23 protein-coding genes are annotated in these 23446 nt (G+C 67.6%); 10 read left to right on the top strand and 13 right to left on the bottom strand.

The genetic code is table 11. The annotated features are described in order from the left end of the window. Positions 1 to 7: 7 nt before the first annotated feature. Complete coding sequence (locus tag G9473_RS11980; RefSeq protein ID WP_291133561.1) at positions 8 to 994, bottom strand: right-handed parallel beta-helix repeat-containing protein; 987 nt, start codon at positions 992 to 994, stop codon at positions 8 to 10. Positions 995 to 1124: 130 nt separating this feature from the next. Between G9473_RS11980 and G9473_RS11985 the strand changes: the two genes are divergently transcribed. The 6 genes from G9473_RS11985 to G9473_RS12010 all read left to right on the top strand — a co-directional run bounded on the left by G9473_RS11985 (position 1125) and on the right by G9473_RS12010 (position 6380). Continuing rightward, positions 1125 to 1451, top strand: coding sequence for a hypothetical protein (locus G9473_RS11985; RefSeq protein ID WP_291133562.1), 327 nt, complete (start codon positions 1125 to 1127; stop codon positions 1449 to 1451). 88 nt (positions 1452 to 1539) lie between these two features. Next, the gene (locus G9473_RS11990) at positions 1540 to 1677 is read left to right on the top strand and encodes a hypothetical protein (RefSeq protein ID WP_291133563.1); all 138 of its coding nucleotides are present in this window, start codon (positions 1540 to 1542) and stop codon (positions 1675 to 1677) included. Positions 1678 to 1705: 28 nt separating this feature from the next. Beyond that, the gene (locus G9473_RS11995) at positions 1706 to 2911 is read left to right on the top strand and encodes an acyl-CoA dehydrogenase family protein (protein WP_291133564.1); all 1206 of its coding nucleotides are present in this window, start codon (positions 1706 to 1708) and stop codon (positions 2909 to 2911) included. 154 nt (positions 2912 to 3065) lie between these two features. After that, complete coding sequence (locus G9473_RS12000; RefSeq protein WP_291133565.1) at positions 3066 to 4307, top strand: CoA transferase; 1242 nt, start codon at positions 3066 to 3068, stop codon at positions 4305 to 4307. A gap of 1 nt (position 4308) precedes the next feature. Continuing rightward, positions 4309 to 5535 (top strand): acetyl-CoA C-acetyltransferase, encoded by a 1227-nt coding sequence (locus tag G9473_RS12005; RefSeq protein WP_291133566.1) that lies wholly within the window; start codon positions 4309 to 4311, stop codon positions 5533 to 5535. Further along, positions 5532 to 6380, top strand: coding sequence for a MaoC family dehydratase N-terminal domain-containing protein (locus G9473_RS12010; protein WP_291133567.1), 849 nt, complete (start codon positions 5532 to 5534; stop codon positions 6378 to 6380). The genes G9473_RS12005 and G9473_RS12010 overlap by 4 nt, the downstream gene beginning before the upstream one ends. Before the next feature lie 2 nt (positions 6381 to 6382). Here G9473_RS12010 and G9473_RS12015 read toward each other — a convergent pair whose 3' ends face one another. From G9473_RS12015 to ppk2, 3 genes are read right to left on the bottom strand one after another with little or no spacing between them, the layout of a single operon-like run. Further along, positions 6383 to 6586 carry a toxin-antitoxin system HicB family antitoxin gene (locus tag G9473_RS12015; RefSeq protein ID WP_291133568.1) on the bottom strand — a complete coding sequence of 68 codons (204 nt, stop codon included), beginning with the start codon at positions 6584 to 6586 and terminating at the stop codon, positions 6383 to 6385. Between the two features lie 21 nt (positions 6587 to 6607). After that, a complete protein-coding gene (locus G9473_RS12020; protein ID WP_291133569.1) occupies positions 6608 to 7501 on the bottom strand; it encodes an SPFH domain-containing protein in 894 nt (297 codons plus the stop codon). A gap of 59 nt (positions 7502 to 7560) precedes the next feature. Further along, positions 7561 to 8358 carry a polyphosphate kinase 2 gene (gene ppk2 / locus G9473_RS12025; RefSeq protein ID WP_291133570.1) on the bottom strand — a complete coding sequence of 266 codons (798 nt, stop codon included), beginning with the start codon at positions 8356 to 8358 and terminating at the stop codon, positions 7561 to 7563. A gap of 61 nt (positions 8359 to 8419) precedes the next feature. On the opposite strand from ppk2, the gene phhA reads away from it, so the two are divergent. Then, on the top strand, positions 8420 to 9358 hold the full coding sequence (phhA, locus tag G9473_RS12030) for a phenylalanine 4-monooxygenase (protein WP_291133571.1): 939 nt from the start codon (positions 8420 to 8422) through the stop codon (positions 9356 to 9358). A 4-nt stretch (positions 9359 to 9362) separates the two neighbouring features. Here phhA and G9473_RS12035 read toward each other — a convergent pair whose 3' ends face one another. The 4 genes from G9473_RS12035 to G9473_RS12050 form a co-directional block, all read right to left on the bottom strand. Further along, entirely contained in the window at positions 9363 to 9620 is a 258-nt protein-coding gene (locus G9473_RS12035) for a hypothetical protein (protein WP_291133572.1), read from the bottom strand. A gap of 105 nt (positions 9621 to 9725) precedes the next feature. Continuing rightward, on the bottom strand, positions 9726 to 10571 hold the full coding sequence (locus G9473_RS12040; protein ID WP_291133573.1) for an undecaprenyl-diphosphate phosphatase: 846 nt from the start codon (positions 10569 to 10571) through the stop codon (positions 9726 to 9728). A gap of 270 nt (positions 10572 to 10841) precedes the next feature. After that, positions 10842 to 13016, bottom strand: coding sequence for a M13 family metallopeptidase (locus G9473_RS12045; protein ID WP_291133574.1), 2175 nt, complete (start codon positions 13014 to 13016; stop codon positions 10842 to 10844). A gap of 145 nt (positions 13017 to 13161) precedes the next feature. After that, a complete protein-coding gene (locus G9473_RS12050; protein WP_291138434.1) occupies positions 13162 to 14898 on the bottom strand; it encodes an ABC transporter transmembrane domain-containing protein in 1737 nt (578 codons plus the stop codon). Between the two features lie 350 nt (positions 14899 to 15248). Here G9473_RS12050 and G9473_RS12055 point away from each other — a divergent pair, with 350 nt between their 5' ends. Next, positions 15249 to 16496 (top strand): polyhydroxyalkanoate depolymerase, encoded by a 1248-nt coding sequence (locus G9473_RS12055; protein WP_291133575.1) that lies wholly within the window; start codon positions 15249 to 15251, stop codon positions 16494 to 16496. A 193-nt stretch (positions 16497 to 16689) separates the two neighbouring features. Here G9473_RS12055 and G9473_RS12060 read toward each other — a convergent pair whose 3' ends face one another. The 5 genes from G9473_RS12060 to G9473_RS12080 all read right to left on the bottom strand — a co-directional run bounded on the left by G9473_RS12060 (position 16690) and on the right by G9473_RS12080 (position 20711). Further along, a complete protein-coding gene (locus tag G9473_RS12060) occupies positions 16690 to 17148 on the bottom strand; it encodes a hypothetical protein (protein WP_291133576.1) in 459 nt (152 codons plus the stop codon). 7 nt (positions 17149 to 17155) lie between these two features. Beyond that, positions 17156 to 18337 (bottom strand): acetyl-CoA C-acyltransferase, encoded by a 1182-nt coding sequence (locus G9473_RS12065; RefSeq protein ID WP_291133577.1) that lies wholly within the window; start codon positions 18335 to 18337, stop codon positions 17156 to 17158. A 95-nt stretch (positions 18338 to 18432) separates the two neighbouring features. Further along, complete coding sequence (locus tag G9473_RS12070; RefSeq protein WP_291133578.1) at positions 18433 to 18882, bottom strand: MaoC family dehydratase; 450 nt, start codon at positions 18880 to 18882, stop codon at positions 18433 to 18435. Positions 18883 to 18976: 94 nt separating this feature from the next. Continuing rightward, positions 18977 to 20371, bottom strand: a complete 1395-nt coding sequence (locus tag G9473_RS12075) for a DUF5935 domain-containing protein (protein ID WP_291133579.1) — start codon at positions 20369 to 20371, stop codon at positions 18977 to 18979. Positions 20372 to 20381: 10 nt separating this feature from the next. Continuing rightward, entirely contained in the window at positions 20382 to 20711 is a 330-nt protein-coding gene (locus G9473_RS12080) for a hypothetical protein (protein ID WP_291133580.1), read from the bottom strand. A gap of 109 nt (positions 20712 to 20820) precedes the next feature. Between G9473_RS12080 and G9473_RS12085 the strand changes: the two genes are divergently transcribed. Beyond that, complete coding sequence (locus tag G9473_RS12085; protein ID WP_291133581.1) at positions 20821 to 22092, top strand: TIGR04063 family PEP-CTERM/XrtA system glycosyltransferase; 1272 nt, start codon at positions 20821 to 20823, stop codon at positions 22090 to 22092. Next, entirely contained in the window at positions 22089 to 23261 is a 1173-nt protein-coding gene (locus tag G9473_RS12090; RefSeq protein WP_291133582.1) for a hypothetical protein, read from the top strand. The genes G9473_RS12085 and G9473_RS12090 overlap by 4 nt, the downstream gene beginning before the upstream one ends. The last annotated feature ends 185 nt before the right edge of the window (positions 23262 to 23446 follow it).

Raw genomic sequence — 23446 nt, forward strand, 5'->3', positions numbered from 1 at the left:
GTGCGGTTCAGCGCGCTTCGTAGTCCCTGATCCCCTCGGCAAGGCGGTTGCCCGACAGCGCCACCCGCTCGCCCGTCCAGTCGGCGAGGAAGGCGCTCGACCGCCTCAGACCGGGCACGAAGCGCGCCTCGTTGCCGGTGATCGAAAGCCCGTCGGAAGGATGCAGCCGGTCCTCCGCGCCCAGCGCGATGAAGGCCGAATAATTCTCCTTGTCGCGCCCCTGCACGAACCAGTTGCCCGCGATCCGCCCGCGCGTGCCGGCGGGAAGGTCGATCATGTAATTCGTGGCGCTCCCGGCCGAATCGTCGAAGGAATTGCCCTCGATCACGTTCACCGCCGCGCGCGATTTGAGGTAGTGCCCGCCCGTGCCCTTTTCGAAACGGCTTTCGCGCACCGTGAGCTCGGGCACGTCCCCGACATAGATCGAATGCGCGCAGCCGGCGGAATTCTCGCACGTGCCGAGCCGGGTGAAGGTCGAACGCGTGATGTAGATCCGCGCATTGGGAACCACGCCCGTGAGCAGCCCCTGCTGGCTGTCGTCGAAGGTCGTGAAGGCGACGTTGAGCGCGCCATTCTCAAGCCGAATGCCCGCCCCGTTGCCGTCGCCCACGTATATGCCGCGCAGCACCAGTCCCTTCACCTCGGCGCCGTCTCCGCGCAGGACCAGCGCCGCCTTGCCCTCGCACGCACGCCCTTCGAGCACGGCGCTGCCGTATTCCCGCGCCTCGTAGGTGACGATCCCCGCCCTTTGCACCGCGCACTGGCGATAGCGCCCCGGCGCGATGACGACCGTGCCGCGCGCGCGCCCGATCGCGTCCACCGCCTGCTGCAGGCTCGCAAAAGAGCGCCCCGTCTCCTTCACCGTAAAGGGCCGGTCCGCCTCCTGCGCGAACAGCGCGGCGAAGGGGATCGCAAGCACCGCCAGCGCCGCGGTGGCGGCAATGGCGAGGGCGGAGGGCCGGCGGGGCGGCGACAAGGCGTGGGTGCGGGTCATGCGCGCGATTCTACGAGCGACAGGTTAATCGCCGTCTAACCAAGCGCGCGCCCCTCACATTCGCACTTGGCCTTTGCGCCCCGCCTTGGCTACACCCGCTCGCGCAATTCACCCGGAGGAGGATGACCAGATGAAAAAGACCATGGCCGCCGCCGCGCTCGGCGGTTTCGCGCTGACGCTCGCGGCCTGCGGCGGGACCGACAACGCGGCCGAGGACGCAGGGGCCGAAACCGTCGAAGCCCCGGCCGAGGAAGCCCTGTCGGACGTGACCGAGGAACCGGTCGCGGACCCGGACCTCGCCGAGCCGGTCGAGGCCGAAACGCCCGCTCCGGTGAGCGAGGAGACCGCGAACGAAGCCGCCGACAACGCCGCCGCCGACGCGGCCGAGATCGAAGCGATGCTCGGCGATGTCGAAGCGACCGCCGAGGCCGCGCGCAGCGAGCTCGAAGGCGAGTAAGCCCGCCATCACCCGCCCCGCCTGCCTCGCCCTTCTCGCCTCCCTCGCGCTCGCCGCCTGCGACGAGGCGCAAGGGCCGCCGACCGGCGTGAGCGAGGGCGAGGCCAAGGCGCTCGAGGACGCCGCCGAAATGCTCGAGGCCGAGCGCCTGCCCGAAGGCGTCGTCCCCGGGACCGAGGCGGCGCCCCCTGCACCCGAAATGCCCGAAGCCTCGCCCGAAGACTGACCCGAATACCAGCAACCGAGACCCATTTATGAACGCCCCCATCGCAAACCCCGCCCGCACCAATCCCGGAATGGACGAGGAAACCTTCGAGCAGTTCGCCGAGCAGCTCCAGCGCTATGTCCGCGAACGGCTGATCCCCGCGGAAAAGGACGTGATCGAAAACGACCGCGTGCCCGAGGATATCCTCAATGAAATGCGCGAGATGGGCCTGTTCGGCATTTCCGTGCCCGAGGAATACGGCGGCGCGGGGCTCAACACCCGGCAATATGCGCGCGTCGTCAACATCATGAGCTATGCCGCGCCCGCGTTTCGCTCGATCTTCTCGATCAATATCGGGATGTTCGCGAGCGCGCTGAAGAACGGCGGGACCGAGGCGCAGCGGCAGGAATGGTATCCCAAGCTGATCGAGGGCAAGATCGCCTGCTTCGGCCTGACCGAGCCGGGTTCGGGCAGCGACAGCGCGGCGATGCAGACCACCGCCGTGCCGGATCCGGACGGCAATGGCTGGATTTTGAACGGCTCGAAACGCTACATCACCAACGCCCCTCATGCCGACGTCGCGCTGATCATGGCGCGCACCGAAAAGGAGGCGCTGCCCAAGAACGCGCACGTCTCGGCCTTCATCGTGCCGATGTCGACGCCGGGCATTTCGACCGGCTCGCCCGACAAGAAGATGGGGCAGGCCGGCTCGCACATTTCCGACATCATGCTCGACGACGTGAAGGTGCCGGGCGATGCGCTGCTCGGCGGGGAGACGGGACAGGGCTTCCGCTTCGCCATGCAGAGCCTCGACAACGGTCGCATTTCGGTCGGCGCGGCGGCGACCGCCTATGCCCGCCGCGCGCTCGATTCGGCGCTGCGCTATGCCAATGAGCGCAAGGCTTTCGGCGAGCCGATCGCGCGCTTCCAGCTGATCCAGGCGATGCTCGCCGACAGCGAGACCGAGATCTACGCCGCCGAATGCATGATGAAGGATGTGACCGAGCGCGTCGACCGGGGTGAGAACACCATCGCCAAGGCCGCCGCCTTCAAGGTCTTCGCCTCCGAGATGTGCGGCCGCGTGGTCGACCGCGTGGTGCAGATCTACGGCGGGGCGGGGTATCTGGCCGAATACGACGCCGAGCGTTTCTATCGCGATGCGCGCATCTACCGCATTTACGAGGGCACGACGCAGATCCTCCAGCTCCAGATCGCCAAGCATATGCTGCGCGAATGGGAGGCGGTGCATGGCTGACACGCCGACGACATCCGTCGTCGGCTAGTGCCGCGCCGCCCTCTCCCCACCCTTGCGCCCTTGAGGATACCATTCCGGGTGAAAGGGCGAGGGAGAGGGCGGCCCGGCATCGAGGATCGGCCGGATGCCCGATCCGCTCGCAACAGGGACTCCAATGTATAATCTGCTAAGCGACCTTTCGATCATCGAAGTCTCGAGCTTCGTCGCCAGCCCCACCGCGGGGCTCTACTGCGCACAGCTCGGCGCGGAGGTGATCCGTGTCGATCACAAGGCGGGCGGGCTCGATTACGACCGCTATATGCTGACGAAGGAAGGCCGCTCGCTCAGCTGGGAGAATCTCAACCGGGCGAAGAAATCGGTCGCGCTGGACCTGCGTTCGCCTGAGGGGCGCGAGCTGTGCGCCGAACTCGCCGCGCGGACCGGGCAGATGATCACCAACCTGCCGGAGAAGAGCTTTCTCGAGCACGATGCCGTCAAGGCGAAGCAGCCTGAGGGCGCGCCCGATCTCGTCTCGGTCCGCATCATGGGCTGGCACGACGGGCGGCAGGCGATGGATTTCACCGTCAACGCCGCGAGCGGCTATCCGCTGATGTGCGGACCCGAAGAGTGGGAGATGGAAACCGCCCCGCCGGTGAACCAGGTGCTTCCGGCATGGGACTTCATCACCGGCGCCTATTCCGCCTTCGCGCTGATGGCCGCGCTGCGCCACCGCGACGCCACCGGCGAAGGGAGCGAGGTGCGCATCCCGCTGGGCGACGTCGCCATCGGGACGCTCGCCAATTCGGGGACGATGGCGGAAATGCTCTATCGCGGGGCCGACCGCGAACGGCTCGGCAATGCGATCTGGGGCGCGTTCGGGCGCGATTTCCGCTCCAAGGACGGCAAGCGCTTCATGGTCGCCGCGCTGACGCCGAAACAGTGGAACGGCCTCGTCGAAGCATTCGGCCTCGAAACCCCCATCGCCCAGCTCGAAGCCGAAGTCGGGGTGAAATTCGCCGACGGCGACCGCCCCCGTTTCGAGCATCGCCACCGGTTGTTCGAGCTGTTCCAGAACGTCGCCGGCAGCCATGATTACGCCGCGCTGGAGGCGCGCATGGCCGCGCACGGCTGCACATTCGAGCGCTACCGCACCGCGCACGAGGCGGCGAACGACCCGGTGCTGGTGGCGGACAACCCGCTGTTCGGCCCCTCGCCCGCCAACCCGTCGGGCTTCGAATATCCCGCCACCCGCAGCTTCGCCAACCTTCCGGCGAAGGAGCCGGGCAGCCCCGCCCCCGCGCCTTACCTCGGCCAGCATTCCGAAGAGGTGCTCGCCGAAAGGCTCGGGCTGTCCTCGGGCGCAATCGGCAAGCTCGTCGATGCCGGGACCGTAGCCCTTTCCGACAAGGACCGCTGAAATGACCAGACGCGCCGCCATTGTTTCGCCCCTCCGCACCCCCGTCGGCAAGTTCCTCGGCGGGCTTTCCAGCCTCGACGCCGGACAACTGGGCGCGGTCATCCTCAAGGCGCTGGTCGAACGCTCGGGCATCGACCCGGCGCGGGTCGACGACGTGGTGTTCAGCCAAGGCTACGGCAATGGCGAGGCGCCGGCGATCGGGCACTGGTCGTGGCTCGCCGCCGACCTTCCGCTGGAGGTGCCGGGCTTCCAGCTCGACCGGCGCTGCGGATCGGGCGTGCAGGCGGTCGCAACGGCGGCGATGATGGTCGAGACAGGCATGGCCGACATGGTCGTGGCGGGCGGCGTCGAGTCCATGTCGAATGTCGAGCATTATACCCTGCAGGGCCGCGGCGGCGCGCGGATGGGCGACATCACGCTGCACGACCGCCTCAGTCGGGGCCGGGTGCGCAGCCAGCCGATCGAGCGGTTCGGCGTCATCACCGGCATGATCGAAACGGCGGAGAACCTCGCCAAGGATTATGCGATCACCCGCGAGGAGGCGGACGAATACGCCGTGCGCTCGCATCTCAACGCGGCGAGCGCGTGGGACGAAGGGAAATTCGACGCGCAGCTCGTGCCCGTAGAGGTTCCGCAGCGCAAGGGCGATCCCGTGCTCTTCGCGAAGGACGAGGGTTTCCGCCCCGACGCCTCGATGGAGACACTGGGCGCGCTTCGCCCGATCGACGGGAAGCGCGACCCCGATGCCATCGTGACGGCGGGCAATGCCAGCCAGCAGAACGACGCGGCCGCCGCGTGTCTCGTCGTGGCGGAAGACAAGCTCGCCGAATTCGGCCTCGAGCCGATGCTGTGGTTCGGCGGCTGGGCGGCGGCGGGCTGCGACCCGTCGCGCATGGGTATCGGCCCGGTCCCGGCGACCCAGCGCCTGTTCGAGCGGCGCAGGCTTTCCTGGGACGACATCGGCCTCGTCGAACTCAACGAAGCCTTCGCCCCGCAGGTGCTCGCCGTGCTCAAGGGCTGGGGCTGGAGCGAGGACGACAGCCGCCGCGAGATCCTCAACGTCAACGGATCGGGCATCAGCCTCGGCCATCCGATCGGCGCGACGGGCGGGCGCATTCTCGCCGACATGGCGCACGAGATGAAGCGCCGCGACGTGCGCTACGGGCTTGAAACAATGTGCATCGGCGGCGGACAGGGCATCGCGGCGGTGTTCGAGCTGGCCCGATGAATTACGACGACTGGATCGGGCGCGAGGCGCGGGCGCGCGACACGCTGACCCCGGCGTTGGCGGCGCGTTTCTTCGCGACCTTCGATCTCGATGCGCCCGAAAAGCCGATCATGCCGCAGGGCATCCACTTCTGCCTGTGCACTCCCGAAGCGCCGACAGCGCAGCTGGGTAAGGACGGCCACCCGGCGCGCGACGACAGCCCGGCAAGCTTCCTCCCGCCTTTCCCGATGGAGCGGCGGATGTGGGCCTCGAGTGCAATCGAATTCCGCGCCCCGCTCGCGGTCGGCGCCGTGATCGAACGCATCAGCCGGGTCGTCTCGATCAAGCAGAAGGAGGGTTCGTCCGGCCCGCTCGCCTTCGTCGACGTCGCGCACGAGACGCACGCCAACGGGACGCTCTCGGTGCTGGAGACGCAGACGCTGGTCTATCGCGAGGCCGCCGCGCCGGACGCGCCGCTTGCGCCGCCGGAAGCCGGAGACGCGCGCTTCGACAAGTCGGCGTGGGATGCGCACACCGCGCTCACGCCCGATCCGCGTCTGCTGTTCCGCTATTCCGCGCTGACCTTCAACACGCACCGCATCCATTACGACGCGCCCTATGCGCGCGGGGTCGAGCGCTATCGCGGGCTGGTGGTGCATGGCCCGCTGACGGCGAGCCTGCTGCTGCAGTTGGCCGCGCGCGAGCTGGGCGAGAACCGGGTGCGCACCTTCACCTTCCGGGGAATGTCGCCGGCCATTGCGGGCGATCTCCTGCATCTCGCCATGCGCGGCGGCGAAGACGGATACGAGCTCGGCGCCTTTGCGGCGGACGGACGGCAGGTCATGGGCGCTACGGCGGCGCTCTGACGTCAATCCTGCTTGGGTGGGCGCCCCCGGCGCGGCGGCGGGGTGCGCTTGACCTCGATCCCGCGCGCGGCAAGCGCCTCGCGCAGCAGGATCTCGATCTCGGCATTGGCCGATCTGAGTTCCGCCGCGGCGAGGCGCTCGATCGCCTTATGCACCTCCGGGTCGAGCCGGAGGGCGAAGGCTTTTTTCGCTGAGGGTGCAGCCATGGCTGCCTCCTGATAGTCGCCTTACTGGTAAAGCGTGCCCGAATTGACCACCGGCTGCGCTTCGCGCTCGCCGCACAGGACGACGAGCAGGTTCGACACCATCGCTGCGCGCCGTTCGTCATCGAGTTCGACGATGCCGTCGTGAGAGAGTTTCTGGAGCGCATCCTCGACCATGCCGACCGCGCCGATCACGACCTTGCGCCGGGCGGAGATGACCGCATCGGCCTGCTGGCGGCGCAGCATGGCCCCGGCGATCTCGGGCGCATAGGCCAGGTGAGTCAGGCCCGCTTCGTCCACCGTGATCCCGGCGACCGCCAGCCTTTCATTGAGTTCGACGATCAGTTCGTGGTTCACCACGTCGCCGCTGCCGCGCAGGGTCGTCTCGTCCTCGTCGGACATATCGTCATAGGGATGGCGCGATCCGACCGTGCGAAGCCCCGCCTCGATCTGGATGTTCACGAATTCCTTGTAGTCGTCGACATCGAACACCGCCTGCGCCGTGTCGGCAACGCGCCAGACCACGTTGCAGGCGATCTCGATCGGGTTGCCGCGCAGGTCGTTTATCTTGACCCTTTCGGAATGCATATTGTGGGCGCGCACGGAAACCTTCTCCTTGCCGAACCACGGCCACACCCAGTGCAGGCCGTCCTTGCGGACCGTCCCGCGGTATTCGCCGAACAGGGTGAGCACGACCGCCTGGTTGGGCTGGATCATGAAGAAGCCGGTCGCGATGAAGAGGATCGCCACCGCGCCCACGATCGCCGAGACGACGACCGCGCCCGGCGCGCTCTGCAGGACAAGCTGCGAGAGCGGCAGAAGCAGGAAGACGAGGATGAGGGCGAGCATCGCATAGCCGTTATAGGCGCTGCCCTTGCGTTCGCTGCTGGCCGCCATCGAATTCACACGTTCCACCATGTCGCTTCCCCTGTTTGATATAAATGCAATATCATATTTATATCAAACGGTCCGCCTTGTCAATCGCCCGGCTCGTCGTCCAGCGGATAGGGCGCGATGGGTTCGAGCATCGCGTAGCTTTCCGCCTTGGGTTCGCGTCCGAGCTCGGGAAAATCGATCGCGGGCGGCTCGACATGGGTGTCGGGCAGGCGGTCGAGCAGGTCGCGGATCAGCGTCAGCCGCCCGCGCTTCTGGTCGTTGAAATCGACCAGCGTCCACGGCGCGTGGCGCGTATGCGTGGCGCGCAGCATGGCCTCGCGCGCTTCGGTGTAGGCGTCGTATTTCTCCCGCGCGGCGAGGTCGACCGGCGACAGCTTCCAGCGTTTCAAGGGATCCTCGAGCCGTTCGCGCAGGCGCTCTTCCTGGCGCTCCTGGTCGGTCGCGAGCCAGTATTTGAACAGCAGGATGCCGTCATCGACCAGAAGCTGCTCGAACACGGGAACCTGCTTCAGGAAATGGACGACCTGCTCCTCGCTCGCATAGCCCATCACCCGCTCGACCCCGGCGCGGTTGTACCAGCTCCGGTCGAACAGCACGATCTCGCCCGCGCTCGGCAGGTGCGGGACGTAGCGCTGGAAATACCACTGGGTAAGCTCGTCCTCGCTCGGTTTCGAAAGCGCCACGGTGCGGCACTGGCGCGGGTCGAGCCGGTCGCGGAACGCACGGATCGCGCCCCCCTTGCCCGCCGTGTCGCGCCCTTCGAACAGGACCACGATCCGCGCCCCCGTCGCCCGCGCCCAGCGCGCCATGCCGACCAGTTCGCGCGTCAGCGGTTCCAGCGCCTTCCTGTATTCCTTGCCCTTCAACCTCGCCGCCATAAGCGCCCCTTTCGTCCGATTACCCTTGCGTGAGGGGCGATTTGGTATCAGATGCAACCACATGGCCACGCTCTCCGAAACCGCCCCGGATTTCACCAAGCTGCCCGAAATGTCGCGCGATGTCTTCACCGCGCCGCTCGCCCGGCCCGCCCATGTCGGCGAGGACTGGCTGGAAAAGGAGCAGACCGCCTACGACAGCGAGGACAACGCGGTCTGGAACGACCTGTTCGCGCGGCAGATGGAAATCCTCCCCGGACGCGCCTGCACGGCCTTCATGCAAGGGCTCGACAAGCTCGACCTCGGCCGTGGCGGCGTGCCCGAATTCGCCCGGCTGTCGGAGGAACTGGGCCAGCTCACCGGGTGGAGCGTCGTGCCCGTGCCGATGCTCATTCCCGACCACGTGTTCTTCTGGCATCTCGCCAATCGCCGCTTTCCGGCGGGCAATTTCATCCGCACGCGCGAGACCTTCGACTATATCCAGGAGCCCGACGTCTTCCACGACGTCTTCGGCCACGTGCCGATGCTGACCGATCCGGTCTATGCCGATTACATGCAGGAATATGGCCGCGCCGGGTGGAAGGCGATGCGCTACAACCGGTTGAAGGCGCTGGGCGCGCTCTACTGGTACACGGTCGAATTCGGGCTGATCGAGGAAGAGGCGGGCATCCGCGCCTATGGCGCGGGCATCCTGTCCGGGCCGACCGAGGCGCGCTTCGCGGTGGAGGCGGAAAGCCCCAACCGCATCATGCTCAACGTCGATAGGGTGATGCGCACCGATTACGTCATCAGCGACCTGCAGCCGACCTACTTCGTGATCGAAAGTTTCGAGGATCTCTACCGCCAGACGGTCGAGCGCGATTTCGACCGGCTCTATCGCAGCCTTGCGCCGGGCTTCACCTACGCCAACAGCGCGGTGATCGATGTCGACAACGTGGTGAACCGCGGCACGCTCGAATATCACCTGCGCGGCGGGCGCGGGAGCGGGGCGAAGCCGGTCTGAAGCGCTAGATCTCGATCTGCTTGCGGATCACGGCATGGTAAAGCACCAGCGCGCCCACCGTCGCGGCGAGCGCCACGCCGAGCGCGACCAGCGACAGCCCGCCCAGCACGACCCCGCCATTGACCAGCACACCCGCGACCAGCGCGACCAGCAGTCCGGCGGCGACCTGGCGCAGGATCTCGCCCGGTTCCTCGGTGCGGGCGATGATCGACGAAAGCCAGCCGAGCGTCGTTCCCAACACGATCAGAACCAGTAATGCCATTGCGCTATTGTGCCTCTTGGTGGGTTGTTCCGTGCGACCCTTTGCGGGCGGTGTTGGTTGCAAAACACGCATAAAGCGCGCTTGGTTCCGGGGAAAGCCGCCGCGTCAGAAGAAATAGAGCAGGGCTGTGCCCATCAGGACACGGTAGACGACGAAGACCATCATCGAGGCGCGCTTCAGGAAATTCATCAGGAAGGCCATCGTCGCGAAGGCCGCGAGGAAGGTCAGCACGCCGGTGATGATCGCATCGGTGAGCAGCGCGCCGTCGGCCTCGAGCAGGTCGGGCACGATCAGCACCCCCGCCCCCGCGACTGCCGGGATCGACAGCAGGAAGGAAAACCGCGCCGCCTCGAACCGGCCATAGCCGAGCAGCCGCGCCGCCGTCATGGTGACGCCCGAACGGCTCGTCCCCGGGATCAGCGCGAGCGCCTGCGCGCAGCCGACGATCAGCCCGTCGCGCCAGGTCATCTGCTCGAAGGTCTTGTCCTGCCGCCCGAAGCGATCCGCGAGGCCGAGGAGGATGCCGTAACCGATCAGGTTGACCGCGATGAGGTCGGTGAAGCGGATCGAGGCGAGCAGGTCGTCCTCGATGATGGGAATCCCAAAGGTCGCGCTCACCACGCCGTTCAGGAACCCGAGCTTGATCGCGAGCCCGAAGACCACGGCGGGAATGGTGCCGAGCACGATCCACCAGAACAGACGGCGCTGCTCGGGCGCGTGCCCGATCCCGATGCTCGCGAACCCGCCCCGCGCAAGGCCCGCCACGTCGCGAAAGAAATAGACGATGATCGCAAGCAGCGAGCCGACATGGACCGCGATGTCGATCATCGGCCCCTGGTCGGGAAAATCCGTCAGGAACGGGATCAGGATGAGGTGCCCCGACGAGGAGATCGGCAGGAACTCGGTGATCCCCTGCACCACCGCGATCAGAAGCATCTGGAAAAACGTCATGGCCCGCGCCTTGGCACCTGGCGGTGCCAAGTCAATTCTTTTTGCGCGCGCCCATCCGGGCGCGCGATATCCTCGCCCCTTCGGGGCTGCGGGCGCGCGGTCGCGCTTGCGACGCCTGCGGCGTCGGACCAGCGCGGTAAGGCCGGGGTCGTCGCGATGTCCGGTCGCGCCAGCGACCGCAAGGCCGACTGGCCGCCCGCAGCGACGCGACCTTCAGGTCGCGTGAGCGAGGATATGGCAGCCCGGATGGGCTGCCGCATCAAGGACTCCTTACCAGATTCTCACGCGCTCTTCGGGCGGGATGTACATGGCATGGTCCTCGGTCACGCCGAAGGCTTCGTACCATTCATCGAGATTCCGCACGACGCCGTTGACCCGGTATTCCTCGGGGCTGTGCGGGTCGGTGCGAAGGCGCTGGCGGTAGTTCTCCTCGCGCTGCATCGAACGCCACACTTGCGCCCAGGCGAGGAAGAAGCGCTGGTCGCCGGTCAGCCCGTCGATCACCGGCACCTCCTTGCCCTCGGTCGCGATCTTGTAGGCGCGGTAGGCGAGGCTGAGCCCGCCGAGGTCGCCGATGTTCTCGCCCAGCGTGAAGCGCCCGTTGACGCAGGTCTCGCCCTCGTCGAACGGGCAGAAGGCGTCGTATTGCGCGACCAGCGCGTCGGTCTTGGCGTCGAAGGCGGCGCGGTCCTCGTCGGTCCACCAGTTGCGAAGCTTTCCGGTGGCATCGTATTTCGAGCCCTGGTCGTCGAAGCCGTGGCCGATCTCGTGGCCGATCACCCCGCCGATCGCGCCGTAGTTCACCGCCGGGTCCGCGCTCATCCCGAAGAAGGGCTGCTGCAGGATGGCGGCGGGGAAGACGATCTCGTTCTTGGTCGGGTTGTAATAGGCATTGACCGTCTGGGGCAGCATGAACCACTCGGTCCGGTCGATCGGCTGGCCGAGCTTCGCGACATTGTCCGCCCGCGCCCATTCGGCCGCGGCCATCGCGTTGGCGATCGCATTGCCGCGGGTGATTTCGAGACCCTCATAGGTTTCGAGATTGTCGCGGTAACCGATCTTGGGATCGAAGCTGGCGAGCTTTTCAAGCGCTTGGCCCTTCGTCTCCTCACCCATCCAGTCGATCTCGGCGATGCTTTCGGCGACCGCCTTACGCAGGTTGGCGACCAGTTCCTCCATCGCCGCCTTGTTTTCGGGCGGGAAGTAGCGCTCGACATAGGACGCGCCGATCAGTTCGCCGAGCATCCCCTCGGCCGCCGCGATCGAGCGCTTCCAGCGCGGGCGCTGTTCGGGCGTGCCGCGCAGGGTCTTGCCGTAGAATTCGAACGCCGCCTCGTCGAAGCGGGTCGGCAGGATCGAGGCGTTGTCGGACAGCATTTCCTTGACCGTCCACGCCTGCAGCGTTGCGACGGGGGTCTGGCCAAGAACGTCGAACATCCCCGGCAGGCCCGTCCCGATCTTCGCCAGCGCCTCTGCATCGAGGCCGAGTTCCTCGACCTCTTCCTCGCTCGGCGGCATCATGCTGACGACATAGGTGGGCGAAGCCGACAGGCCCATCGCCTCCATCATCGCGGTCACGGGGAGCGGGCCGGACATCGCCGCCATCTCGTCCGCCGACACGCGGTTATAGGTGAGGTCGCGGTTGCGCCGCATGGTGCGGTCCCACATCACCTCGCGCGCCAGCCGGTCCTCGAAGGCGTAGATCGCGGCCGCGGCGGTTTCAGGGTCTTCATAGCCCGCCTCGCCCAGCAGGAAGGCGATGTATTCGCGGTATTTCGCCTGGACCTCGCGCCCTTCCTCGCTATCGTCGAGGTAGTAGTCGCGGTCGGGCAGGCCGAGCCCGCCGATGCCGACCTGCGCGACATAGCGGTCGGGCTGCTTGGCATCCACGCCGACATAGCCGCCGAGGGGACTCGCGAAACCGGGCTTTGCCCAGAGCATCGCCAGCCTCTCGAGCGAGGTCGCGGCAAAGATTTCATTGAGATAGGGCTGCGCAGGCGCAAGGCCCGCAGCGTCGATCGCGGCGGTGTCGAGATGGGTTTCGTAGGCATCGACGATGCGCCGCTCGTCGGCTGAAAGCGCCTCGCGCGGCTTGGCGGTCAGCTCGTCCATCAGCGCCTTGACGTCGGTCGTCGACTTCTCGCGCAGCAGGTTGAACGCGCCGAAACGGCTGTATTCCGCCGGCAGCGGGTTCGCGTCGAGCCATTCCTGGTTGACGTATGCGAAGAAGTCATCACCCGGCTCGATCTCGTCCGAAAGCAGTTCGGGGTCGACGCCCCATTCGCCGAAGCTCATCGTCGGCGTGGCGCTCTCGGCGCTCTCTTCCGCCGCGTCGTCGGCGAGCGTTTCGATGGCCTCGCCGCCTTCATGCGCCGCAGCGGGCAGGACGATGGTCAGGGCAAGGGCGATGGCGCTGGCGCCGGACAGCGCGGTGCGAGTGATCATGGTGCGAATTCCCGATTTGGTGTTTGACCGCGCCTTAGGCTCCCCCGCCTTGCGGTGCGGCGTATGCGGCGGGAGATACGCGCCCGCCGGGCGAAAGGGTGCGCGCTCGTCCGAGCGGAACCGCGTTTCATCGAAAAGAGAGGGCTCAGGCCGCTTCGGTGTCGGCGAATTGCAGCCGCGCGAGCCGGGCGTAGAGCCCGCCTGCGGCGGCGAGCTGTTCGTGCGTGCCCTGTTCGACGACCTCGCCGTGCTCCAGCACAACGATCCGGTCCGCCGCGCGCACGGTCGCCAGCCTGTGAGCGATCACAAGGGTAGTGCGCTCGGCCATGAGCTTTTCCAGCGCCTCCTGCACCAGCCGCTCGCTTTCGGCATCGAGCGCGCTCGTCGCCTCGTCGAGCAGCAGGATCGGCGCGTCGCGCAGCAGGGCGCGGGCGATCGCGACGCGCTGCTGCTGGCCGCCCGAAAGCTGTGTCCCGCCCTCGCCGAGATAGGTGTCGAGCCCGTCCGGCAATTCGCGCAGGAAGCCCTCGGCATTGGCCGCGCGCGCCGCTTCCCAGATTTCCTCGTCGCTCGCGTCCCACTTGCCGTAGCGCAGGTTGTCGCGCGCGTCGGCGCTGAACAGCACCCCGTCCTGCGGGACCAGCGCGAGGCGGTCGCGGATCGCCGCCGGGTCGGCCTTGGTCAGCGGCACGCCGTCCAGCCGGATCGTGCCCGCCTGCGGATCGTAAAAACGCTCGACCAGCTGGAAGATCGTCGACTTGCCCGCGCCAGACGGCCCGACGATGGCGACGGTCTCGCCCGGCTCGATTTCAAGCGTGAAGTCCTTCAGCGCCGCCGTTTCGGGCCGCGCGGGATAGCGGAAAGTGACATTGCGGAACGACAGGCTGCCGCGCGGCGGCTCAGGCAGGCGCTCGGGCCGCTCGGGCGCGGCGATGGCGGGCTTCGCCTCGAGCAGTTCGGCGAGCCGGCTCGCCGCCCCCGCCCCGCGCAGCAATTCGCCGTATACTTCCGTCAGCGCGGCGAAGGAGCCCGCGACGATCCCCGCGCCGAAGACGAAGGAGAGGATCGTGCCGCCCGTGATCTCTCCGGCGGCGACGCCTTCCGCCCCGCGCCACAGCAGCAGCACGATCGAGCCGAAGATCGCAAGGATGATGAGCGCGGTCATAGCCGAGCGCAGCACGATACGGCGTTTCGCGGTGTCGAAAGTCCGCTCGACCGCGCCGCCGAAACGGTCCGCCTCGCGGGTCTGCTGGTTGAAGCTCTGCACGATCTTCATCGCGCCCAGCACTTCCGTCACCATCGCGCCGACATCGGCCACGCGGTCCTGGCTGTCGCGCGAGATCGTGCGGATGCGGCGGGCGAAGAAGACGATAGGCAGGATCACCGCCGGGATGCCGAGCGCGAGCCAGATGGTAAGCTCGGGCAGGAGCCAGAACAGGTAGACGGTCCCGCCGATGCCGAGAAAGGCGTTGCGCAAGGCGACCGAGACGGTCGTGCCGACCACGGTCTCGATGATCGCGGTGTCGGCGGTCATCCGGCTGGAGATTTCCTTGGGACTGTTGGCTTCGTAGAAACTGGGCGACAGGCGCATCAGGTTGCCGTGGACCTTGCGGCGGATGTCGGCGACCACCCGTTCGCCGAGCCAGCTGACATAGTAGAACCGCACCGCCGTGCCGATCGCGATGACGACGACGATCACCAGCAGGTAGCGGAACCAGCGCCCGATGTCCCCGGCGCCCTCTGCGCCGCCGCCGGCGAAACCGCGGTCGACGATCAGCTGCAGCGCCGCCGGGATCGCCAGAGTGCCTGCCGCGGTGACGGTCAGCGCAACCAGCGCGAGCAGGACTTCGCGGGGGTATTTCGCCGCCTCGCGGTAGACCATGCGCAGCGGAGCGAGCGAACGCGGCTTCTTGGCTTCGCCTTCGGACAGGGTGTCGAGCTCGGCCTCCTCGGCGATCTCGCGGGCCTCATCGACCTCGCTCTCGATCTCGTCCCCGGGCGCGATGCGTGCTGTGGTATCCCCGTCCATGATGGAGCGACTTAATGGCAGGCCGGGCGGATTTCACGTGTAAAAAGTGCACTGCAAGCGCGCAAAGCCCGGTTTCTCCCCATATTGTGCATTGCACAACGCCCGGCGAGGGGCCATCTAGCGCCCGCAGGGCGCGCATCCGCGCCGCACGATTCATCGCCCGCGCGCCGGGGATCCGCGCGGCAAGGAAAGACGGGAGCGCAATGCTTTACCAAGCCTATGAACTCCAGCGCAGCTGGCTCAACGGTGCGAGCCTGTGGGCCACCATGAGCATGGAAGCCCTCACCAACCCGGCCAACCCGCTGGGCTACACCCCCTTCGCCGGCGTAGCCGCGAACGCCCTCGATGTCTTCGCCCACGCGACCGCGACCTATGGCAAACCGGCTTTCGGCATCACCGAGGTCGAATCCGGCGGCAAGACCTGGCCCGTGATCGAGGCGACCGTGGTGAACAAGCCCTTCGGCGACCTCAAGCGCTTCCGCCTCGACGGGATCGAGGAGCATGAAGGCAAGCCGCGCCAGAAACTGCTGATCGTCGCGCCGATGAGCGGGCATTTCGCCACCCTGCTGCGCGGCACGGTGCGGCGGATGCTGGAAGCTTACGAGGTCTACATCACCGACTGGGCCGATGCGAAGCTGGTACCGCTGCACGAAGGGAGCTTCGACCTCGACGACTACATCGATTACCTGATCGAATTCCTCGAATATATCGAGAGCGTCGAGCCCGGCCAGCGTCCGCACATGATGGCGGTGTGCCAGCCCTCGGTCCCCGCCTTCGCCGCGACCGCGCTGATGAACCTCCACAAGTCGCCCGCGACGCCTGCGACCCTGACCATGATGGGCGGGCCCATCGACACGCGCGAAAGCCCGACCAGCGTCAACGATCACGCGATGAAGCGCCCGATCGAATGGTTTCGCCAGTCGGTCATCGCCACGGTCCCGATGAACTATCGCGGGGCGGGCCGGCGCGTCTATCCCGGCTTCATGCAGCTTTCCGCGTTCATGAGCATGAACCTGCAGAGCCACATGATGAGCCATTACGAGATGTTCAAACACCTCACCGAAGGCGACGAGGAAAGCGCGCAGGCGACCAAGGACTTCTACGACGAATACCGCAGCGTGTGCGACATGACGGCGGAATTCTATCTCCAGACGGTCGAGGAGGTGTTCCAGAAGCACTCGATCCCCAACCGCACCTTCGAGCACAAGGGCGAGATCGTCGACATCACCGAGATCACCGACACCGCGCTCCTGGCAATCGAGGGCGAGCGCGACGACATTTCAGGGGTCGGCCAGACCAAGGCGGCGCTCAAGCTGACGCCGAAACTCGCGGACGAGATGAAGCGCTATTACCTCGCCGAGGGCGCGGGGCACTACGGCATCTTCAACGGCAGCAAGTGGCGCAAGAAAATCGCGCCGGTGGTCGAGGAATTCATCGCCGCGCACTCTTGAGCAGGGGCGTCCATCCGGGCGCACATCCTCGCTAGACGCGCAATGTCCTTATCGGCCTACCGCTTCGCTACTTGAGGCCGGATAGAACCTTTTCGGCCTACCGCTTCGCTACTTGAGGCCGGATAGAACCTTTTCGGCCTACCGCTTCGCTACTTGAGGCCGGATGCTGTGCCCGCTGCGCAGGCGGCTCCGGTCACGCCCGGCTCGGCGGCGGGCGCAGGAGTTGGCGGGCGAAGAGGAACAGCCCGCGATAGAACAGGTAGGTCAGCGCGCCCGCGAGGACCGGCAGGCCGGGCGGGTCGAAGGGCACTGCCCCGCTCCACAGCGCCCGCGACCACAGCGGCCCCGTCAGCATGAGGTGCGCCGCGATGGCGAGCGCGACGCCCGCCGTGTCGGCGGCGAGCTGCGGGACGGGCAACTTGCCCAAGAGCCACGCCAGCCCCCGCGCGAGCGCGCACAAGGTTACCGTGCTCGCCAGCGTGAAGCCGAACCATGCGAGCGGCGCGGCGGCGAAGGGCGAGCCCTCGCGGCTTACATGGTCCCAGTAATCGAAGGCGGTCGAGACACCGACCAGCGCGAAAAGCCAGAACCAGTGGGAGGCGAGAAGCGAACCCCTTGCCTGCGCCTCACCGGTTCCGGCCTCGCTCGTCATCGCGTCCTCAGAAGACCTCGAACAGCCCCGCCGCGCCCATGCCGCCGCCGACGCACATGGTCACGACGACATATTTCGCACCGCGGCGCTTGCCTTCGATCAGCGCGTGGCCGGTGCAGCGCGCGCCGGTCATGCCGTAGGGGTGGCCGATCGAGATCGAGCCGCCGTTGACGTTGAGGATGTCGTTGTCGATGCCGAGCTTGTCGCGGCAGTAGAGCACCTGCACGGCGAAGGCTTCGTTCAGCTCCCATAGCCCGATGTCGTCCATCTTGAGCCCGGTGGCCTTGAGCAGCTTCGGAATCGCGAAGACCGGGCCGATGCCCATTTCGTCGGGCTCGGTCCCGGCGACCGCCATGCCGACATAGCGGCCGAGCGGCTCGAGGCCCTTCTTCTCGGCGAGCTTGGCTTCCATCAGCACGCTCGCCGCCGAACCGTCCGAAAGCTGCGAGGCGTTGCCCGCGGTGATGACCTTGTCCGGGCCCATGACGGGGTTGAGCGACTGGAGCCCTTCCAATGTGGTCGAGGGGCGGTTGCCCTCGTCCTTGGTGATGGTGACTTCCTGTTGGGAGACCTCGCCGGTTTCCTTGTCCTTGACCATCATCGTGGTCGTCACCGGCACGATCTCGTCGTCGAACTTGCCCGCTTCCTGCGCGGCCGCCGTGCGCATCTGCGACTGCAGCGCGTATTCGTCCTGGGCCTCGCGGCTGATGCCGTAGCGCGCGGCGACGGTTTCCGCCGTGCCGAGCATGGGCATATAGATATCCTTGTGCATCGCGATCAGCGAGGGATCGGGCGCGACGCGCATTTCAGGCGTCTGGACCATCGAAATCGAATCCTGACCGCCGCCGACGACGATATCCATGTTGTCGACCGTGATCTGCTTCGCCGCCGTGGCGATCGCCATCAGGCCGGAGGAGCACTGGCGGTCGATGGTCTGGGCCGCGACCGTGACGGGCGCGCCGCCGCGCAAGCTCACCTGGCGACCGATATTGCCCGACTGCGTGCCCTGGGTGAGGACGCAGCCCCACACGACGTCGTCGATCTCGGCGGCGTCGATCCCGGCACGCTCGACCGCGGGTTTGAACGAATAGGCTCCCAGCGTCGCGCCGGGCGTGGCGTTGAAGCCGCCCTTGTAGGCGCGGCCGATGGGAGTGCGGGCGGTGGAAACGATGACGGCGTCACGGGTCATGGGAGGGGGTATCCTTGTTATGTGAGGGCGCGCCCCCGCGCGGGGGCGGGGGCGCGGTCAATCAGAAGCGCGCGCCGCAACGGGCGCGGGATGCCTCAGACGAAATACTGGGTGATCCACTCGCAGATCAGGGCGGGCTTGTCCTCGCCCTCGATCTCGATCGTGATCTCGGCGGTCTGCTGCCACTGGCCGGGGCGCTTCTCGATCATCTCGACGAGCTTCCAGTGCCCGCGAATCCGCTTGCCGACGCGCACCGGCGCGATGAAGCGCGTCTTGTTGCCGCCGTAGTTCACGCCCATCTTGACGTTGTCGATCTTCGGCATATCGCTGTTCGCGCCGAGATAGGGGATCATCGACAAGGTCATGAAGCCGTGGACGATGGTCCCGCCGAAGGGCGTCAGCTTGGCCTTTTCCTCGTCGACATGGATGAACTGGTGGTCGCCGGTCGCATCGGCGAACATATTGACCTTTTCCTGCGTCATCTCGACCCATTCACTGGTGCCGATGTGCTCGCCGACCTTCGCGGCCAGTTCTGCGGGATTCATGGGGCTCTCCTCGTCCAGTTGAAACGTCCCGATGGGAATTCGCGGCGCTTCATGGCGCATGGAAGCGCGCGTTGCAATCGCTGGCGCAGCCCCGTCAGCCTGCCGCTACGGCTCCGGGCGCAGGCGCCTTGTGCGCGGAACGCTTCGTCACGGCGCGCGCGCTCCGCTCGAGCCCCGCGCGCGCCGAATCGAGCCGCTTGCAATAGGTCGCAAGGCCGATCTGAAGCCCGATGATCATCAGCATGACCGGCTGGTAGCCGATCCCCTGGAACAGCGCGCCGACGAGATAGACGAGGCTCGCAAGCTGCAGCGCCACCGCCATCGGCGCTATCCACGCCTCCCTTTCGTCCGTCTCGCCCTTCCAGCGCCGGATGATCCGTTCCATCTGCACCACGCCCAGCCCCTGCAGCGCGAGCCAGATGGCGAGGCCCGGCCAGCCCTGCTCGCCCAGCAGCTCGAAAATCGCGGAGTGATAGGCGCGTCCCTCGTCGGTCACTTTCTTGTAGCGCACGCTCGAGGTGTTCCCCTCGCCCTCGCGCACGGGCATGACGTAGGTGAAGCTGTTGCCGCGATAGGCATCGAATCCGCCGCCGAAGGGATGCTCCTTGGCGTAGTCGAGCGTCCATTCCCACACCGCCACCCGGGTAGAGGCGCTTTCGTCGCCCGAAGGCTGGGTGATCGTCGCCATGCGCTCGTAATAGCTCTGCGGCAGGAACGGCAGCGCCATCAGCCCGGCCAGCCCGGCGGCCACGACATAGAGCACCCGCCGCTTGACATAGCGCAGCAGCAGCACGCCGAGCACCGCGATGCAGACGAGCCCGGTGCGCGCCTCGGTCCCGATCGGGACCAGCAGGCAGGCGAAGATCAGCGCCGCGGCGAAACACGTCACCGTCCAGTGCGAGCGGAACACGGTCCCGAACCGGGTGAACCACCAGATCAGCGGGGTCAGCGCGATGGCAACCGTCGCCAGCGTCGAACTTTCGTAGATCCCGGAATTGTCGTTGACGAGGAAATTGAGGCTGCCGTAGCCCCCGCCGCCCAGCACGGTCTTCATCCCCGTCCCGATGACGATGGTCGCGACCGACAGCACCAGGGTGAGCGCCAGACCCTCGATCCGCGCGCGGGTCGTCAGAGTGAAGGGCAGGAAGATCGCGAACAGCAGCGCCTTCCACACCCAGTCCCACTTGGTCGCGGCTTCCTCGGGGAAATCGGCGTTCCCTGTGGTCCACCAGCAATAGCCGAGCAGCATGACGAGCAGCGCCTGGCGCAGCGTGAAGCGCGCGCCTTCCTTGCGGTCGAGCACGATCCACCCGCCGAAAGCCGCGGCAAAGGCGATCAGCGAGACGGGCAGCGAAGTGATGAGCGAATAGCCGATCCGCTGCGGCGCGATGATGTCGATATAGACGTAGAGCAGCACCCACACGAAGGGCCGCTTGATGCCGAGCACCAGCACATAGGCGATGAAGGCGAGGAAGACGAGGTCGAGCATCCCTGTTGCCCTACCGCTTTGCTGCTTGAGGGCGGGACCGCCTTGCTGCTTGAGGGCGGTTGGCCGCCCCACGCTTCGTTGCTCGATGGCCGGGCCGCTGCGTTGCCCCGGCGCGGGGCGCGGCGTCGTCGCCGGTCTGGTCTGACGCGATGTTCCCCGCCTGCGCCGCGCGGCGCGCGGCCTTGCGTCCGGCGGGGCTCTGCGCGCGGCGCTTCGCCTCGGCCTCCCCGGCCAGTTCGCCCACCAGCGGGTCGGCATCGACATCGCCTCTCAGCGCCAGGCGCAGGAGCGCGATGGCGAGCAGGCCGTGGCCTATGGCAAGGGCGAGTTGGTCGATCATCGAAACGCGTTTCCGTCGCGCCCGCGGGCATGAGGCCCGTGCGCTTTCGGCAGGCATACAGGCGCGCAGTTGACGCGCCGTTAAGCACGCGCGCGCTAGGGAAGCGGGCATGACCCGCGTGCTCCACGTCCTCGACCACTCGCTGCCGCTCCACAGCGGCTACACCTTCCGCACGCGCGCGATCCTGAAGGCGCAGCAGGCGCTCGGGCTCGAGGTGCGGGGGATCACCGGGCAGCGGCACAATATCGAGCCGGGCTCGGGCGGGGGCGAGAAAAGCCCGGAAGCGGCCGACGGCCTGACCTTCCACCGCACGCCGGGCGAGCCGTCCGGCCCGCTCCTGCTCGCCGAAGCGCGCGAGGTGCGCGCGCTCTCGGGCGCGATCCGGACGCTCGCGCGCGAATGGCGGCCCGACGTGCTTCACGCTCATTCGCCCGCATTGGGCGGCGCGGCGGCGCTGATGGCGGGGCGGGCGCTCGGCCTGCCGGTGGTCTACGAGATCCGCGCCTTCTGGGAGGATGCCGCGGTCGGCAACCGGACGGGGCGGGAAGGATCAGCCAAATACCGCCTCACCCGCGCGCTCGAAACCGAAGTGGCGAAGCGCGCCGATGCGCTGTTCACGATCTGCGAGGGGCTGCGCTCCGACCTCATCGCGCGCGGCATTCCCGAGGGGCGCATCGGGGTCATGCCGAACGGGGTGGACCTGTCGCTTTTCGGAGAACCCGTGGCCCGGGACGAGGCTCTGGCCGGGGAACTGGGCCTTGCGAGCAATGCCCCGGTGATCGGGTATATCGGCAGCTTCTACGCCTACGAAGGCGTGGACGACCTCATCGCCGCCATGCCGGCCCTGCGCGAGCGCCACCCCGGCGCGCGGCTGCTGCTGGTCGGCGGGGGCGAGATGGACGGCGAATGGCGCGCCGCCGCCGCCCGCCTGCCCGAACCCGGCGCGGTGATCTTCACCGGGCGCGTGCCGCACGGCGAGGTGGAACGGTATTATTCGCTCATCGACGTGCTCGCCTATCCGCGCAAGAAGCAGCGCCTGACCGATCTCGTCACGCCCCTGAAGCCGCTGGAGGCGATGGCGCAGCGCCGCCTCGTCGCCGCGAGCGATGTCGGCGGGCACCGCGAGCTCATCACCGACGGCGTCACCGGCACGCTTTTCGCCCCCGACGATCCCGCCGCCTGCGCCGCGGCGCTCGCTGAGCTCATCGACCGGCGCGCGGACTGGGACGCCCAGCGCGAGCGCGCCGCGCGCCATGTCCGCGCGCGCCACGACTGGCTGGCGAATGCCCGGCATTATCTCGGCGTTTACCAAGCCCTGCTAGCGGACGGGAACCGCGCGGGCAGCGCGGCTCTTTCACTCGAAGGAAACGGGGCGCGATGAAACCGGGGCACATCATGGCACGGCTGAAGACGCCGCTGATGGCGGGGCGCGATGCGACGGGTCGGCATGAGGCCGAAGCGTCTCCCCCGCGCCGACGGTCGGAGAGACGCGCGCGGCGCGCTTCGCTCGCCGCGCATCCGGCCTTCGTGCCGCTGGTCGCGCTGTGGGGCGCGGCGCTTTTCGGGCTGGCCGTGCTCGTCCTGCCGCCCGCCGCGACCGCGAGGGCCGCGTTGCTCACCGGGCTCGACGCGCTCGGCGCGATGGCCCATTTCCTGTTCGCCGCGCTTGCCGCCATGGCAGGGGGCGCGCTCGCCTTCGGCATCGCGCGGGCGCTGTCGCACAAGGCGAAGGCGCGCTCGGGCGGGCCCGCGATCGTCCTGAGCGCGCGCCGCAAGATGAGCCCGGACACAGCGACACAGGCCACCGACCCGATCAATCCGCGCGAGGAACTCGGCAGCGAGAGCCTCGACGCGCCGCTCGAGGATATGCCGCTGGGGATGGAGGCCGGCGATTGGCTCGATGAAGCCGACACGCTGGATACCGCGGAGAATCGCGCGGAGGAGGCCGGGCAAGCGGGACCGCAACCGGCAGCCGAACCGGACAGCGCCCCAAACGAGGCGCCCGACAGCGCAGGCACCGACGCCGGGGCCGCCGCCGAAACCGCCCGGCGCGAATCCGCGTCTGCCGCGACGGGCGAGCTCCAAACCACCCCACCCTCGCTCGACCTCGCCGGGTTCGCCGCCTTGCCGGGGCGCAACGCGGTATGGGTCGAAGGGCCGCTTCCCGACGGCCTCGCCGGCCCCGAGGCCGCGCAGGCGGCAACGCCGCGCGCGCCCTCTCCCGAAACTCCGACCCGGTGCGCAGCCCCGTCCGCGCACGGGTCCGCCGCGCTCGCGCGGCTGCGCTCGACCCCGGCGGAGGATCTCAGCCTCGTCGAGATGGTCGAGCGACTCGCCGCAGCGCTGCACGAGCGCCAGGCCGCCGATGCCACTCGACCGCGTGCGGCGGGAACCGGTTCTCACGCAGGCCGTGACGCCGCCCTCGCCGAGGCGCTGAAGGCGCTCGGCGAGCTTGCCGGGGACCGCGCCCAGACGCCTGCCGGAGCGGGCGAGGCGGGTGAACTCGCCGCCGCCCTCGCGCGGTTGCATGATATGCGCGGCGCCGCCTGAATAGGCGCATGGCGCGCAACAGGGCGCGCTTTCCAACAGCGCGGAGCAATGAAACAATCGCCGCCACGCGGACAGGCGAAATATTCATTCGCCTTTCGCGGTTGCAAAATCGCTTTTCCATCTCCATTAGGATTGTGAACCTGCATGGGGCGGGCGACGGCGCTTGTCTCCCATGTTGAAATGCA

Origin of the sequence: Erythrobacter sp. (assembly GCF_011765465.1) — a bacterium.
Classification (GTDB): domain Bacteria; phylum Pseudomonadota; class Alphaproteobacteria; order Sphingomonadales; family Sphingomonadaceae; genus Erythrobacter.